The sequence below is a fragment of the Streptomyces hygroscopicus genome (genome assembly GCF_026168105.1).
GTDB classification, from domain to species: Bacteria; Actinomycetota; Actinomycetes; order Streptomycetales; family Streptomycetaceae; genus Streptomyces; species Streptomyces hygroscopicus_D.
In genome coordinates this window covers 1-14,696 of sequence record NZ_LBMW01000090.1, presented here as the reverse complement: position 1 = coordinate 14,696, position 14,696 = coordinate 1, and the positions used below count along the sequence as shown (strand labels likewise).

Below are 14,696 nucleotides of genomic sequence, written 5' to 3'. Positions count from 1 at the left end.
TGGGCTTATGAAGCCTCTCGTTAGAGCGTGCGGGCGGTCCTCTTGCGTGTGGTGTTGGCGGTCGTGCGGGCGCCGAGCGGATGCCTTCACGCGACTTGGTCGACAAGGCCTCCCCAGAGAACGGCAGCGCTCAACGCCTTCGCGGCCGCCACCACCATGGGAGGTTGTCGGATCCGCGGTGCTGTTTGGACGCCTCGAAACTACCCGGGCATTGCCTCAGGCCAGAGCGGCGCCATCGGCACCCGGCTCCGTCAACCACTATCCGCATGATCACTCGTTGGAGTTGGTGGTGCGAGCCCTCCGCACGGTGACCTCTTGATGCACCCGCAAACACCCACGTTATAGGGAGGGAACGACTTGATTTACTGCGGTATCGACTGGGCGGAACGACACCACGACGTGGCCCTCGTCGACGATGGCGGCGAGTTACTCGCCAAGCGTCGCATCGCCGATGATGCGACCGGCTACAAGCTCCTGCTGGACCTCCTCGCCGAGTACGGCGACACCGAGGACGCCCCGATCCCGGTCGCCATCGAGACCTCGCGGGGCCTGCTGGTCGCTGTGCTGCGACAGGGCACGCGGCAGGTCTTCGCCATCAACCCCATGGCCGCCGCCCGCTACCGCGACCGGTACAGCGTTTCGCGCAAGAAATCCGACCCCGGCGACGCCCTCGTCCTGGCCAACATCCTCCGCACCGATATGCACGCCCACCGGCCGCTGCCCAAAGACACGGATCTGGCTCGTGCAATCGCCGTCTTGGCACGAGCCCAGCAGGACGCCACCTGGAACCGGCAGCAGACCTCCAACCAGCTCCGTTCTCTCTTGCGCGAGTACTACCCGTCCGCCCTGGACGCCTTTGCCATCTGGCAGAACGGTCTGTGCCGACCCGAGGCCCGCGAACTGCTCAGGCTCGCCCCCACCCCCACGAGGGCCGCACAGCTGAGCCGTCCGCAGATCCAGGCTGCGCTCAAGCGCGCCGGCCGCAAACGGAACATCGAGACAGACCGAGGCCAACCGGATCCGCCAGGTCTTCCGGGCTGACTGGGTCCACCAGCCGTCCCAGGTCGAGGACGCGCTCGGCAAGCAAATGCTCGCCCTTCTCATGCAACTGCAGGCCGCCTGCACGGCCGCCGACGACCTGGCCGCGGCGGTGGAAGAGGCTTTCCCTCAGCACCCGGACTCTGAGATCCTCCTCAGCTTCCCCGGCCTGGGTATCCAGCTCGGCGCCCGGGTGCTGGCCGAGATCGGGGACGACCGCGACCGTTTCGCCGATGCCCGCGGGTTGAAGGCGTATGCCGGTTCCTCGCCCATCACCCGGGCCTCCGGGAAGAAGTCGAGCATCACGCGGCGGCGGGTGAAGAACGATCGTCTCAATCACGCTGGCTACCTGTGGGCCTTCGCGGCTCCAAACGGATCCCCAGGCGCCAAGGCCCACTATCGCCGTCGGCGCGATACACACGGAGACTGGCACGCGGCTGCCCTACGAAATCTCTTCAACCGGATGCTCGGACAGCTCTACCGCTGTCTGCAAGACCACGAGTTGTTCGACGAACAGACGGCGTTTCCCGTCCCGATGGCCGCTGCCGCTTGACTCGTTAGCACCATGAGGTGTCTCTGGGTTATGAGCCCAGCGAGCTACCGAGCTGCTCCACCCCGCGTCGGTGACACCACCGTACGCCACACGCGCGACACCCGCAGGGATTTACCGGGCCGATTGGGGAGACCCCCTGCCTTCGGTCCCCCGCTGGAGGAAACCGTCCAGCCACCTGCGCCGCCTGTACGTGGCCCTGACCCGCGCCGTCTCGGGCCTGATCGTCACGCACGCGGCCCCGCTGCCGCCGCAACTGGGCCAGGCGTCGCCGCCTCCAGGCTTCAAGGGGGCAGGCGCGGCACCTCGCGTGGTGCCGCGCCTTCGCCCCGGTCAGATGAGCGAGTTGTAGATGTTCCAGCCGTAACCGATGGACGTGCGGGCCAGGAAGGGTGCCGAGGCGTTCCCGGTGCCGCGGTAGAGCCACAGGCCACCCTTGCTGTCGCGGGCGACGAGATCCGCCTTGCCATCCCCTGACAGGTCAGCGGTGCCGACGATGGAGCTGTAGATGTTCCAGCCGTAACCGATCTGCCTCCGGGGCCCGAAAGGCGCGTTCGGGTTGCCGGTGCCCTGATAGAGCCACAGGCCGCCCATGCTGTCGCGGGCGACGAGATCGGCCTTCCCGTCCCCCGTCAGGTCACCGGTCCCCACGATGGAGCTATAGGTGTTCCAGCCGTAACCGATGGACGTGCGGGCCAGGAAGGGTGCCGAGGCGTTCCCGGTGCCGCGGTAGAGCCACAGGCCACCCTTGCTGTCGCGGGCGACGAGATCGGCCTTCCCGTCCCCGGTCAGATCCCGGGCGCCGACGATGGAGCTGTAGATGTTCCAGCCGTAACCGATCTGCCTCCGGGGCCCGAAAGGCGCGTTGGGGTTGCCGGTGCCCTGGTAGAACCACAGCGTTCCCTGTCCGTCACGGCCGACGACGGTTCCGGTGCCGTCGGCCGTCTCACCGCTGACACTGGTGATGATGTTGTAGGCGTTCCAGCCCGTTCCGATGGCGGCCCGGGCGGCCAGCGCCCCGGAGGGCACACCGGTGCCGCGGTAGAGCCACAGGGTGCCGGAGTAGTCCCGTGCCAGCACGGTGCCCAGCTGCGACGCCGGCGGCACACCGATGCCGGTGAGCGGCTCCAGCTGGGCCCCCTGCCCGGCGTCGCCGGTGACCTCGTACGTGGCCGACTGGCTGCCGCTCGCGGTCGGGGAGAAGGTGACCGTCTGCTGGACACTCTGCTCGGGACCGATGACCAAGCCCTCGGGGAGCGGGTCGGCGCTGCTGAACGCACCTGCCGGGGCCTTCGCCTTGGTGACGGTGACCGGAATGTTCCCCGTGTTGGTGATGGTGAAGGTCCGTGTGCTCGACGTGCCGCGGACCACCGTGTCGAACGAGAGGGTCGTCGGATTGAACACCAGGTGGCCCTGGCCGCTGATCGCGCTGCCCTCGACCGGGATGGTGAGCGGACCGCTGGTGCTGCTCAGTGTGATCGACGAGGAGCTCTGGCCGGTGGCCGTGGGCGCGTACCCAACCTGCAGGACGATCGAGCTCTGGGCCGGGATCACCGTCGGGTTCGCCGGGTCGGCGCTCGGCAGGTCGGCGGCCGTGAACGGTCCGTCGGGCGGGGTGATGGAGGTGATGGTCTCGGGGTCTGTGCCCGTGTTCGTCAGCTGGACGTTCGCGGTGGCCGTGGTCCCCGTCGGCTGGTTGCCGAAGGACACCGTGCCCGGGAACGCGGCCAGACCGGGCTTGGTGCCGACGCCGTGCAGACTCAGTGCGAAACTGCCGGCGTCGGTGGCCACGGTGAGCGTTCCACTCGCGCCCAGGACCGCGGCGGGTGTGAAGGAGACGGGTATCGACAGCTGCCCGCCCGCCGGGATCGTCGGCGGCAGCGACGATGTGTCCGCGGTGAACGGACCGTCGACCGTGACGCCCTTGATGCCGAGGGACTGGGACGGGCTCTGGTTCTCCGTCAGGACGACGTCGGTGCTCGCGGAGCCGCCCACCGGCACGAGCCCGAATTCGACCGGGCCGCCCTTGAGCGGGCTGCCCACCGGGTTGCCGAAGGCGTAGACCTTGCCGTCCCGGGTGCCGACGAAGACCTGCCCGCCGTCGGTGGCCGGGGTGGCGAACTTCGGTGCGGTGCCGATCGGCGCTGACCAGACCAGCGGCAGGACGCCGTTCGCGTCGGGAACTGGGTCGTACACGCGCAGCTGGGCGTTGACGCCGGTCGACCCGCCCGACCAGACCACCCACACCAGGGCGCTGCCCGAGCGGGATCCGTCGGAGGTCACCACGGGCGATCCGCTGGTGTACGGGAAGGAGTCCTGGCTGGATCCGGCGACGGTCAGCGCGGGGTCGCCCGAGCCCGTCACGCCGCGGTGCAGCGCCACCAGTGAGCCACCGTTGCCGACGCAGTAGACATAACCGCCGTCACCGCCCCAGACCGCGGGGTGGCCCCACTGGCCCTTGAGCGGCCCGGTGATTCCCACCACGTCGTCGGTCCCGCCGGTGCCCTGCGACCTGCCGCCGAGGTCGTCGCGGTCCAGCAGGAAGACCCGGCCGTCCTTGCCCTGCTGCACCATCAGATGCGGGTGGGAGGCGGTACCGAAGCTGTCCGGCAGGCCAACCGGCCCGCCGGAGGCCAGGTCCTTGTCCTGCTGGTCCAGGGTCGGCGCGTTGGACGGGCTGAAGAAGTCGGCGGCCTTCAGACTCCGGTCGGCCTGTACCTGCAGCCGGACCACGGACTCCGCGAGCGTGCCGGGCGGCGCGCTGCCGGGGCCGGGCGCCGGGCTGACGCCGTTGCCGGTGGTCAGGAAGATCCGGCCGGGACCGTCCGAGACGAGTCCCCCGCCGGACTGCCAGATGCCGGCCCCGCTGTTGCTGGCGCCGGTCTCCGTCGCCCACATCGAGGTCACCGAGGGGTTGGTGGTGCTGACGCCGACCACGTAGCCGCGATACGGCTTGGCGTCGCAGTGTCCGCCGAACGCCGCGTACACCACCCCGTCGAGCAGCAGCAGGCCCGGACGCTGCATCTGGTACGCGGGCAGGAAGGACTGGGTGGGGTCGTTGGACGGAGTGCCCTGGATCGTCACGGGGAAGCCGGACTTCTCCGCCCCGGTGACCGGGTCGAGCGCGTGCATGTACCAGTGCGGGCTCAGGTGGGTGGGACCGTCGTCGACCTTGGTGGTCAGATAGACCGCGCCGGCGGCGGGGTCGTACACCGGCGTCGCGGTGCTGCCGACGTTCGGGACGAGGTCGCCGCAGTTGAGGGTGGACGCGGGCCATGCAGGCCCGAAGCTGCGCTGCCACAGCACGGCTCCTGTGGCGCGGTCGAGGCCGTAGGCCTTGTTGTTCTCGGTGACCGCCACCACCGTGCCGCCGACGACGATCGGCTGGGCGTATACCTGCCCGTCGAGCTGCGCGGGAACCTTCCAGAGCTGCCCGAAGGAGGAGGAGCGCACATCGGACGGGCCAAGGTTCGGTTCACTCGGGTCCCAGCCGGTCCGGAGGGTGTCCACCGAGCCGGTCGTCTCGCTTGCCTGCGTCTGCGGGACTCCCAGCCCTATCAGGCCCGCGGTCATCGCGGCCGTCATGGCGAACGCCGGGCCGCGCCGTCGTGTGTGTCTGCGTCTGTGTGCGTGTCTGGTGGCACCCGCCACCACATCGCCTCGCGAAATCTCCAAGGAAACCCCCCTGAGTCCCCATGTTCGGCGGCCCCCACCGCCATCCCACCCGGCCACGACGGTCTCCTCGGTCACGTGGGAGGCCGCAGCGCACGGGCACAGCCCGCGCATCCAATCACGCAACCGTCGTCCGTGCATACGGTTGTGGACCTTCATCAGCGGGCAGCGCAAGAGGCACGTCCGGCGCGATGACGACGGACGGATCGACGGCCGGCGCCGAGGGCGGCGAGGACCAGGAGCACGACGACACCCCAAGCCGCCGAGTCAGCGCTGCTGCACTTCTCCAGCGCGCGCGACGCGGCCACCATCGCGGCATTCTGCGCGCCCGGGTGTACCGGCCGGAGTCCCTCGTGTGGCTGGAGGGCTACCAGGCCCTGCTCCGCTGGCGCCAGGAGAACGAGATCACCGGCCTGTACGCCGTGCCCTATGACACGGAGGTTAATGTGCCGGATTTCCTAGGCGACTGCTTTGTACCTGGCCGACTCCTCCGTAGATCGAGGTCATTTCATCTCAGCAGCCGCTGCGGCGCGGCGGGGTGAAAACGGTGACCGACGTCCGCTCGACCGTGCGCAGCCACATCCTCAGGAGCTCCGCCGGCACCCGCGGGAGTCCTACTAGTGCCGCATCAGACAACGTTCGCCCTGCAGCACCGCTGGAAAACTCGTCGAAGTGGTCTCCCCGCCGCAGCCGAGGTTGGCCCCATTCTGGCCCTTGATGGCTGGCTGGGCAGACAAGGAGTCGGGGTCTGGAGTGGGTTGCCTGCCGGTGACCTCCGGGGCTCGCAGCAGCCCATTCCAGTCGTCGCCATACACCGTCTGACCTGGCCTTTTGTCATCCTCGCTCCTATGGTCGACATTGGTCGAAAGGGGGGCCGGATGGACCGGACCGTACGCACCGTCGAGGACGTTCTCGCGCTCTTGGACGGGCTCTTCGCATCTGAATCCGAGGCTGGCCGCCTGGCCACGGGCGACGGTAAGGACTTCTGGAACCGCTTCTATGCCGACCGGTCAAGGCCGGTCCCGTTCTTCGCGTCGAAGCCGGACGAGAACCTGGCCGGCTACCTCGACCAGGGCCTGATCGCTCCCGGCCGGGCCCTGGACCTGGGGTGCGGACCGGGCCGCAACGCCGTCCACCTCGCCTCGCACGGCTTCGAGGTGGACGCCGTCGACCTCTCCCCGGTGGCCGTCGCCTGGGGTGAGGACCGGGCTCACAAGGCTGGAGTCGACGTCCGTTTCCTGTGCTGTAACGCTTTCGCCCTCCCCGCTGCCGAGTTGAGCGGCCCGTACGACCTGGTCGTCGACTCAGGGTGCTTCCACCACCTGCCGCCGCACCGCCGGGTCAGCTACCTGGCCCTCCTCGACCGGGTCCTCACCCCTGGCGGCCACCTCGCGCTCACCAGCTTCGCCGCCGGCAAGGCGGGAATGGGGTCGGAACTCAGGGACGCCGACATCTACCGCGAACGCGAGTTGCAGGGCGGCCTCGCCTACACCCCCGAATCGCTGCGCTGGATCTTCTCTGACCTGGTGGAGGTAGAACTGCGCCGCATGCGGGAGGAGCCCCCTGAGTCAGCACTGTTCGGCGTGGCCTTCCTGTGGACCGCGTTGTTCCGTCGGAGTGCGGCTGCCTCAGGCGACGTTCGCCCTGTCCACGACCTCGCGTAGGCGCTCGTCCTGGGCGTGCTTGTTCCGCCAGATGATGTAGCGGCGAATCATGCTGCCCTGCCCCTTGTGGCCGGCGTGGTCGGTGCCGTCGAGGGTGAAGTAGCGCAAGGCGGTGAACTGGGCCTCGATCCGGTTCAGCCATGAGGAGTTGGTCGGGGTGTAGGCGATCTCGACGTTGTTGGCCTCGGCCCAGTCCGCGCCCCGGCGGCACCGCTTCGTGGTCAGGTGCGGCGAGTAGTTGTCGCACACGATCGCGATGCGCTTTCCGACGGGGTACAGGAAGCGCAGGTAACGGCAGAACTCCAGGAACTTGGAACGGCTCTTGGTCTTCTTGATGTGGCCGTAGAGCTGGTCCTTGCCCAGGCCGTAGGCGGCGAACAGATGCCGGACGCCGTGCGGGCGGGTGTAGGTCGCACGGCGGCGGGGCCGTGCCTCGCGGTCGGGGTCCTTGTGCTTGCCGCCGCGCTCGGCCCACTGGCGTCCGGGGTGGGGCTGGAGGTTGAGCGGGCCAAACTCGTCTACGAAGAAGATGACTTCGGGCTCGCCGTGCTCGGGGACGACCTCGCCGTCGGCGATCGCGTAGAGGTGCTCGACCCGAGCCTTCTTCGTCTCATAGTCGGGATCGTTCGAGGACTTCCAGGTCTTCACGCGTTGAAAGGAGACGCCCTCCTCGCGGAGCAGGACCCGCAGGCCCTCGTGGCTGATGTCGTCGACCACCCCCTCGGCGACCAGGAAGTCGGCCAGCTTGACCAGGCTCCAGGTCGAGAAGGGCAGGCCGTGCTCGGCCGGCTTGGACTTGGCGATCTTCTTGATCTCGCGACGCTCGGGCAGCGTGAACGTCCTGGGACGCCCGCCCTTGTACTTCGGGTAGCGCAAGTCGAAACCGTCCTCATCAAAAGTCGAAACCGTCATCATCAAAGTTGTGCGGACGTCGCGGACGCGGTCCGGGCTGGTGAACGTCACCGTCGCGATCTTGTCGACGGGCATGCCCTGCGCGGACAGCAGCACCATCTGGGCGCGCCGCCAGGTCACCACGGACCCGGTGCCCCGGCGGATGATCCGCAGCAGCCGCTGGCCCTCATCGTCATCGATCTCCCGCACCCGCACCCGTTCAGCCACCAGGACAACATGGCCGACGCGCGCCGCCCGGGCCCTTACCCGGACGGCGCGTCACAACGAGGCGAACGTTGTCCGATGCGGTACTAGTTCCTCAGACTCTGCGTGATTCGTAGGAACTCGGCGTCAGTCATCAACGGGTCGCCGGAGTAGACGGTGATGATGTATCCGTTCTGTGGCCAGACTGCCGTCCACGTCGGGTTGGGGCCCCGGGTCTCCTGCAGCGGGCGGGGTGACCATTGACGGATATGGGGGTCCCCTGCGCGGGTGTGGTCTGGCCGGTGATCGCCGTGATGCTCACGGCTCCGGCCTGCCCTCCCTTATCGCGGTTCCGATAATAGGTGCTGGTCCACGTGGGTTTGGAACCCCGGTTCGGGCCGCCGCGGATGATGCTGGTCTGCGCCGATAGGTAGAACACCCGGCGCAGGCGACGGCTGTAGCGCTTGGGCCGGTGAAGGTTGCCGGTCCGCCGGCCGGAGTCGCGAGGAACGGGCACGAGCCCGGCTGCTGAGGCCAGGTGCCCGGCGTCCGCGTAGGCGGACGTATCGCCCGCGGCCACGACGAACTCCGCTCCGAGTATTGGCCCCATCGCGGGCAGGGACTCGATGATCTCAGCCTGCGGGTGACTGCGGAAGGTCTCGCGGATCTGCTTGTCGATCCGATTGAGCCGGTCGTCCAGGGCCAGGATCTGCGCCGCCAAGTCGGCGACGATCTGGGCGGCGACGTCCTCGCCGGGCCGCGCGGTCTGCTGGGCCTGAGCGGCTTCCAGAGCGGTGGTGGCGACCGTATCGGCGCCCCGGACGCTGCGGTTGGCCAGCCAAGCCGTCAGCCGAGCCCGGCCGCGGCGCCGGACGGCGGCAGGGGTCTGGCAGCCGGTCAGCAGCACCAGCGCACCCTTGTGCGCCGAGTAGTCGAAAGCCCGCTCCAGCGCGGGGAAGACGCCGGTCAGCACGTCGCGGAGACGGTTGATCAGCCGTACCCGATCGGCCACCAGGTCGGAGCGGTGCGCGGTCAGCAAAGCGAGGTCGGCGGCCAGCTGGGCCGGCACGTCGATCGCGGTGAAGTCGTTGCTGTGGCGGGCGGTCTCAGCGATGACGTAGGCGTCGCGGGCGTCCGTCTTGGCTTCGCCCCGGTAGGCGCCGGACATCCGGTTGACCGTGCGGCCGGGCACGTAGACGGCCTGCTGGCCGTGAGCTGCGAGCAGGGCTAGCAGCAGCGCGGAGGCCGTGCCGGAGATGTCCACCGCCCAGTGGGCCTCGTCGTCCAGGGCCAGGATCTCGCCGAGCGCGGTCAGGATGGCCGACTCGTCGTTGTGGATCTTCTTCGACCGCAAGGTGGCTCCGGTCTCGTCGACCACTGCCGCCCAGTGATGGGCCTTGCCCGCGTCGATGCCGGCCCAGACCCGGTCCCGTTCCCTGCTCACGCGCCCCTCCTCGTCTCCAACAGCATGCCGTCGGCCCGAGGAACACCCCGCTGTCATCTCCGTAATCAGCGACCGCACGAGGCGCGCACATCTCGATCAGCAGCCAGGGCGCCCCGGAGAGCCGGGCGGCCACTCCTTCCGAGCCAATACAGGCAAGGCGACCTGAGCCACACCCGGCCCTCCCGGGCCGCCCAACAACTTACGGAGGCGACCTGGGCGGAGGTAAAGGAGACCGGCCGGCCTGCGGAGGCTACATCTGTTTCGAGGACGAGGCAGGCTTCAGCCGCCGGCCGCCCGGAGGACGTACCTGGGGCCGGCGCGGCCACACACCGCAGGTGACGGTCAGCGGGCGGCGCTCGGGACGGCTGTCGGTGGCCGGGCTGATCGCCATGCGGCCCGGCTCCCGAACCCGGCTGTGCCACCGCCTGCGCACCCATCCCGCGGGCAAGGGCAAGCGCCGCAGCATGGGCGAGCGCGACTTCATCGCCCTGCTCGACGGCACTCACCAGCTCGTCAAAGCGCCGATCGTGCTGGTGTGGGACCGGCTGAACACCCACGTCTGCCGGGCCATGCGTGAGCTGATCGCCGAGCGTGCATGGCTGACGGTGTTCCTGCTGCCCGCCTAGTCGCCCGACCTCAACCCCGTCGAGGGCGTATGGGCACACGTCAAACGCAGCCTGGCCAACCTCGCCGTCGTCGCCCTGGACCGACTCGAGACCCTCGTACACAACCGGCTCAAGCGCCTTCAATACCGGCCCGACACCCTCGCCGGCTTCATAGCAGGCACCGGCCTGACCCTCGGCGATCCGACGTCACCTTGACGAGCCGAAGTCAGTATCGGCTGTTGCTACCTCGGCCCCGTCTGGCGTTTTGGCGAAGGCCTGAGCGGACGTCAGCTGGGAGGCGGCTTCGGGATCAGCGCCGTTGTTGGACTCCGCCACCGCCAAGGAGACCGGATATCCCACCCAATTGTCCGCGTCAGGAGCGCGTTGATCTTGTCGGTTGACTCCCCGTTGCTCTTGGCTGCAGCCATAAAGGCTCTGGTTTCAGGGTGGCTTACCGCCTCATCGACCCTGACGGGCGTCGCTTCGTTTGCTACTAAGTGCGCCTTATACGTGGCCAATGTGGCGGTCGCGGCAGCCTCACCCGTTGCGGCCATCCGCCGATGCTGGACCTGCCAGGCACGCCGTGAGCAGTGCCGCCATTGCGGCCCCGTGTACACGCGGGTCTTTGCGTGGGTGCCGACCAGGAGGTGCTCCCGGCTTTGTCCGACGGATGTGCCGAAGTCGATTGTCCTAAAGCGCACCTCAGGCATCTGTGACCAGTGATCAAAGCGGAACACCGTAGGCCAGAGCCGTGGAGTTGTGTGCATGCCTGGCCAAAACTGTGTCGCCCGCCGGCGTTGTCCGGTGCGTTGAGCAAGCAGCCTTGGGAACCTCCGCGAAGGCGTATGCATCTCTCTGCCTGGGAGGCAGTAGCGGTGGCACCCGGCCTCCGCAGGGGGTGCTTCACCAAGGGGATGTACTCATGGCACGGCGAACAGCGGCAGTCTCCGCGATCAGCCTGGCGGTGGTTGTTGCTGCTGCGGCCTGCGGTCCAGAACATCGTGGTGCCGCGCAGCCGGCCACCAAGCCGTCACGGACTCCCGAGCTGACCGCTAAACCGTCGCAAACGGCCCCGTCGCCCTCGGCCTCGGCAGGCGCCCGACCGGGTGCCGCATGCGGCGCCAAGCAGCTTCGGTGGAGACTGACGCGCCTCGCCGACAAGTCGAGTAAGGCACCGACGGCCCTGTTGAGCGCGACCAACATCGGCACCTTACGTTGTGCCTTCAATGGCTACCCGGAGCTTCACGCTTACGCGGGCAAAGGGCCGGCCGTCTGGTCGGAGCCGATGTCGAAGGCACCGGTCCGGCTGGTGCTGAACCACGGCAACGCGGTCGACTTTCCTCTTTTCTATCCTGCATCACCAGTCGCTGGCGGTTCCTGTTCCATCCCGCTCGATGACGACCCACGCATCGAGGTGCTGCCGCCGCACCCCCCGCGCACCGACTACGGCGCATTCCTGCAGATCACCGACCCACACGGCCGGCAGGTGAGCCCGGTGTTCTGCGACACCGTTCACATGGGCGCACCCCGGATGCGGTAGACGGCGCAAGCATCACAGCGGACCGGCCGCGGGCCAGCCAGGCGAGCGAGTCCGGCAGGGGCTGGAGGCCGCGCGGGCGGGTGCGGTTTTCCCGTTGTCGGGGGCCTGGACGTTACTGACTTCGGCTCGTTAGGGTGATCTGTCTCGAAGTCTCTGATGAGGTTGGGCGGTTGGTTGTATCTCCTGTCCAGTGTCAGGCGACTGTAACTCCGCCTTCGGTGGAGTCGGTGGAGCGGCTGAGTTTCTCCCAGGCGTCGAAGTCGTCCTGGACGCGTTGGCGCCCGGCGGTGACCAGGCGTAGCGCGTCCGAGCCGAGCAGGATATGCACGGGGGGCTTCTCCGCGTCTAGGAGGGTGAGGATGGCGTCGCCCGCGCGATCGGGGTCACCGACGCCCTGACCCGCGAGGGCCTGGCGGCGGGTCCGGATCGGGTCGAACAATGCGTCGTAGTCGGCGATGCTGCGTGGTGCGCGGACCAGTGACCTACCTGCCCAGTCGGTTCTGAACGCGCCGGGAGCTACGGCGGTGACCCGCACGCCGAACTGGGTAACCTCTTGGGCGAGGGTGTCGGTGATGCCTTCCAGGGCGTGTTTGCTGCCTTCGTAGAACGCCAGTCCGGGGAAGGTGGTGTGCCCGCCCATCGAGGTGATGACGAAGATGTGGCCGCCGCGCCGTTCCCGCATGCCGGGTAGGACCGCTTTCACCGTCGCTACCGTGCCGAATACGTTGACCTCGAACTGGCGGCGCAGATCAGCCATCGATGACTCTTCGAAGGTGCCTTCGAGCCCGTAGCCGGCGTTGGCCACGAGCACTTCGATCGGGCCCAGTTCCGCTTCGGCCGCCCGCACCGTGGGGTCGATCCGGTCCGCGTCGGACAGGTCGAGGATGAAGGCCCGGGCACGGTCGGGGGCCAGTGCCTGGAAGGCGGCCGCGTGCTGCTCGCTGCGCACGGTGCCCGCGACCCGGTGCCCGGCCGCCAGGGCTCGTCGGGCGATGGCCAGTCCGAGGCCGGTGCTGACGCCGGTGATCAGGAATGTCTTGCTCACTACGGGTGTCCTTTCGTGGATGAGTGTCAGGCCGGGGGGCGTGCGTGGGCACGGCGGCATCGACCCCGCGGGTATAGCGGGGTCGTGTCTGGGTGGTGTTGGTGCTGGATCGCCCGGTTCGGGCGGTGGTCAGGACTCGGCGGCTGTGTCCCGGGTAGTCGCGGTGGCGCGTTCGCTGCCCCAGCTGGCCAGCAGTCGCAGGCGCTCCTGAGATGGCGAGCCGGACGGCGCGCAGTAGACGACGAGCGATTGGCCGGGGTCGGCGGCCGAGGTGAAGATCTCGTACTGCAGTTCCAGGTCACCGGCGACAGGGTGGTGGAGGCGTTTGAGGCCGGTGCTGCGTTCCTGGACGCGGTGTTCTGACCACCACGCAGGGAACTCGGGTGAGCGCATCATCAGCTCACCGATCAGGTTGGCGATGCGCTGGTTTCGCGGCTGGGCGGCGGCGGCCCGCCGCAACCCATGCACGTAGTCGCGGGCGACGCGTTCCCAGTCGCACCACACCAGGCGAGCACGCGGATCCAGCAGCGTCCAGCGCGCCATGCTGCGTTCCCGGCGCGGCAGCTCGGCCACATCGGGAAACAGCAACGCCCACAACGTGTTCCCGCCGACGACAGTGAGGTTCCGGTCGCTGACAAAAGCAGAAGCCAGATCCATCGACTCCAGCACCTGGCGCAGCGCCGGTCGTAGCCGTGACGAGTGTTCGGCCCGGTCCATGTGCCCGGCTGCGGTGCCCGCGAGGGCGAACAGATGCCGCCGCTCGATGTCATCGAACCGCAGCGCGTCGCAGAGGGCGTGCAGTACCTGTTCGGACGGCTGCCGGGCGCGGCCTTGTTCCAGACGGGTGTAGTACTCGGTACTCACCCCGGCCAGCTGCGCGACCTCACTGCGCCGCAGACCGGCGACCCGGCGACCGGCGCCGAACTCGACCGGCAGACCGATCTCATCCGGCGTGAGTCCAGCACGGCGGGCCCGCAGGAAGTCGCCCAAGTCGTTGTTGCCCATGCCCTAAGTCTGCTCTTCACCCAGTCGATCACCAAGGGCATAGGTGGCCCTGCCAGTACTACACACCGGGTCACGGCGACACCGCTCGTGTGCGCTGCTGAACCTGCCGGGGCTGTCATCTTGGCGCTGCTGCTGGCCACCGCCGCTGGGATGATTCCGTCACGCCGAACGGGGCGTGTCTCGTGCAGCAGTGAGTGATTACTGCAGCGGGTCCAGGACGCCGGCCAGGACCAGCGCCACCGCTGCCCTCTGCGCTTCGCGATGGGCTCCCAGCAGGACGTTGAGCCCCCGCCGAGGCATAGAACGACACATCCGTCAGATCCAGCACGTTGGCCCACTCCGCGCGAGCGATCACCTGATTCAGCCGCTCACGCAGCTCCGGCAGCGAGACATAGTCCACGGCCCCATGCACCTTCGCCACCAGGCAGCCCGAGATGGTCGTCTCGACCGAGGGAAGATCATCCACAACGCTTGTCCAACCGACTCGCCCGGAAGCTGAAGAGAATGCTGTCGAGCCTTTCGGGCAAGGCCCGTCCGGTACCGCCGGGGTCGACAGATGCCTTCACCGGGAACCCTGCTTCCCGCCAGGCGCCGACGACGGGAACAGCTACCGAGAGCCGTGGAGCGCCGTACTCGCCATCACCGGCGGATACAGCGCGAGGCGGAGAAGACTCTGCGCACCGTCTTGCCGGACATGCTGCGTTACGAGTGCACCAAGCCGGCCGCCGCCCCAGGGGCCGCATGCTCACCGACGACGGCGTCGGCCCGCTCAGGACGGCCAGGTCGTTCGGTCCAGGCGGACGACGACCATGGCGATGTCGTCGCCTGCGCCGCTGGCGAGGCCGAGGCGGGCGAGGAGAGCGTCGGCGAGGTGTTCCGCGCCGAACTCGGTGCAGGTGGCGAGCGTGGAGGTCAGGCGGGTCAGGCCGGTGTCGATGTCCTCACCGCGGCGTTCGATCAGGCCGTCGGTGTAGAGGATGAGGGTGTCGCCAGGGGTGTAGGTCGTGGTGGCCTGGGGGCGGGGGACGTGTTCGGGGC

Annotated in this window: 7 protein-coding genes and 4 pseudogenes; 5 read left to right on the top strand and 6 right to left on the bottom strand. The window is 68.5% G+C overall.

Annotated features, from left to right (window positions below; genetic code table 11):
- Window positions 1–357: 357 nt before the first annotated feature.
- A pseudogene (locus tag AAW14_RS38180) lies at window positions 358–1,591 on the top strand (IS110 family transposase).
- A 330-nt stretch (window positions 1,592–1,921) separates the two neighbouring features.
- Here AAW14_RS38180 and AAW14_RS38175 read toward each other — a convergent pair.
- Window positions 1,922–5,161, bottom strand: a complete 3,240-nt coding sequence (locus AAW14_RS38175; RefSeq protein WP_265569069.1) for a choice-of-anchor D domain-containing protein — start codon at window positions 5,159–5,161, stop codon at window positions 1,922–1,924.
- 259 nt (window positions 5,162–5,420) lie between these two features.
- Between AAW14_RS38175 and AAW14_RS38170 the strand changes: the two are divergent.
- A pseudogene (locus AAW14_RS38170) lies at window positions 5,421–5,709 on the top strand (helicase); the annotation flags it as partial.
- 429 nt (window positions 5,710–6,138) lie between these two features.
- Window positions 6,139–6,924 carry a class I SAM-dependent methyltransferase gene (locus AAW14_RS38165; RefSeq protein ID WP_265569068.1) on the top strand — a complete coding sequence of 262 codons (786 nt, stop codon included), beginning with the start codon at window positions 6,139–6,141 and terminating at the stop codon, window positions 6,922–6,924.
- Here AAW14_RS38165 and AAW14_RS38160 read toward each other — a convergent pair.
- Together AAW14_RS38160 and AAW14_RS38155 are read right to left on the bottom strand one after the other, a co-directional pair.
- Window positions 6,889–8,043: an IS630 family transposase gene (locus AAW14_RS38160; RefSeq protein ID WP_265569067.1), complete on the bottom strand. Its 1,155-nt coding sequence runs from the start codon at window positions 8,041–8,043 to the stop codon at window positions 6,889–6,891. The two genes, AAW14_RS38165 and AAW14_RS38160, sit on opposite strands and share 36 nt — an antisense overlap.
- A 313-nt stretch (window positions 8,044–8,356) precedes the next feature.
- Window positions 8,357–9,463 (bottom strand): annotated as a pseudogene (locus tag AAW14_RS38155) (IS110 family transposase); the annotation flags it as partial.
- Between the two features lie 89 nt (window positions 9,464–9,552).
- Between AAW14_RS38155 and AAW14_RS38150 the strand changes: the two are divergent.
- Together AAW14_RS38150 and AAW14_RS38145 are read left to right on the top strand one after the other, a co-directional pair.
- Window positions 9,553–10,284, top strand: a pseudogene (locus AAW14_RS38150) (transposase).
- Window positions 10,285–10,990: 706 nt separating this feature from the next.
- Complete coding sequence (locus AAW14_RS38145) at window positions 10,991–11,608, top strand: DUF4232 domain-containing protein (RefSeq protein WP_265569066.1); 618 nt, start codon at window positions 10,991–10,993, stop codon at window positions 11,606–11,608.
- A gap of 193 nt (window positions 11,609–11,801) precedes the next feature.
- Here the strand turns inward: AAW14_RS38145 and AAW14_RS38140 are convergent, their stop codons facing one another.
- The 3 genes from AAW14_RS38140 to AAW14_RS38130 form a co-directional block, all read right to left on the bottom strand.
- Complete coding sequence (locus tag AAW14_RS38140) at window positions 11,802–12,653, bottom strand: oxidoreductase (RefSeq protein ID WP_265569065.1); 852 nt, start codon at window positions 12,651–12,653, stop codon at window positions 11,802–11,804.
- A gap of 129 nt (window positions 12,654–12,782) precedes the next feature.
- The gene (locus tag AAW14_RS38135) at window positions 12,783–13,658 is read right to left on the bottom strand and encodes a helix-turn-helix transcriptional regulator (RefSeq protein ID WP_265569064.1); all 876 of its coding nucleotides are present in this window, start codon (window positions 13,656–13,658) and stop codon (window positions 12,783–12,785) included.
- Between the two features lie 769 nt (window positions 13,659–14,427).
- The coding region (locus tag AAW14_RS38130) for a SpoIIE family protein phosphatase (protein ID WP_265569063.1) at window positions 14,428–14,696 on the bottom strand (269 nt) is incomplete at its 5' end.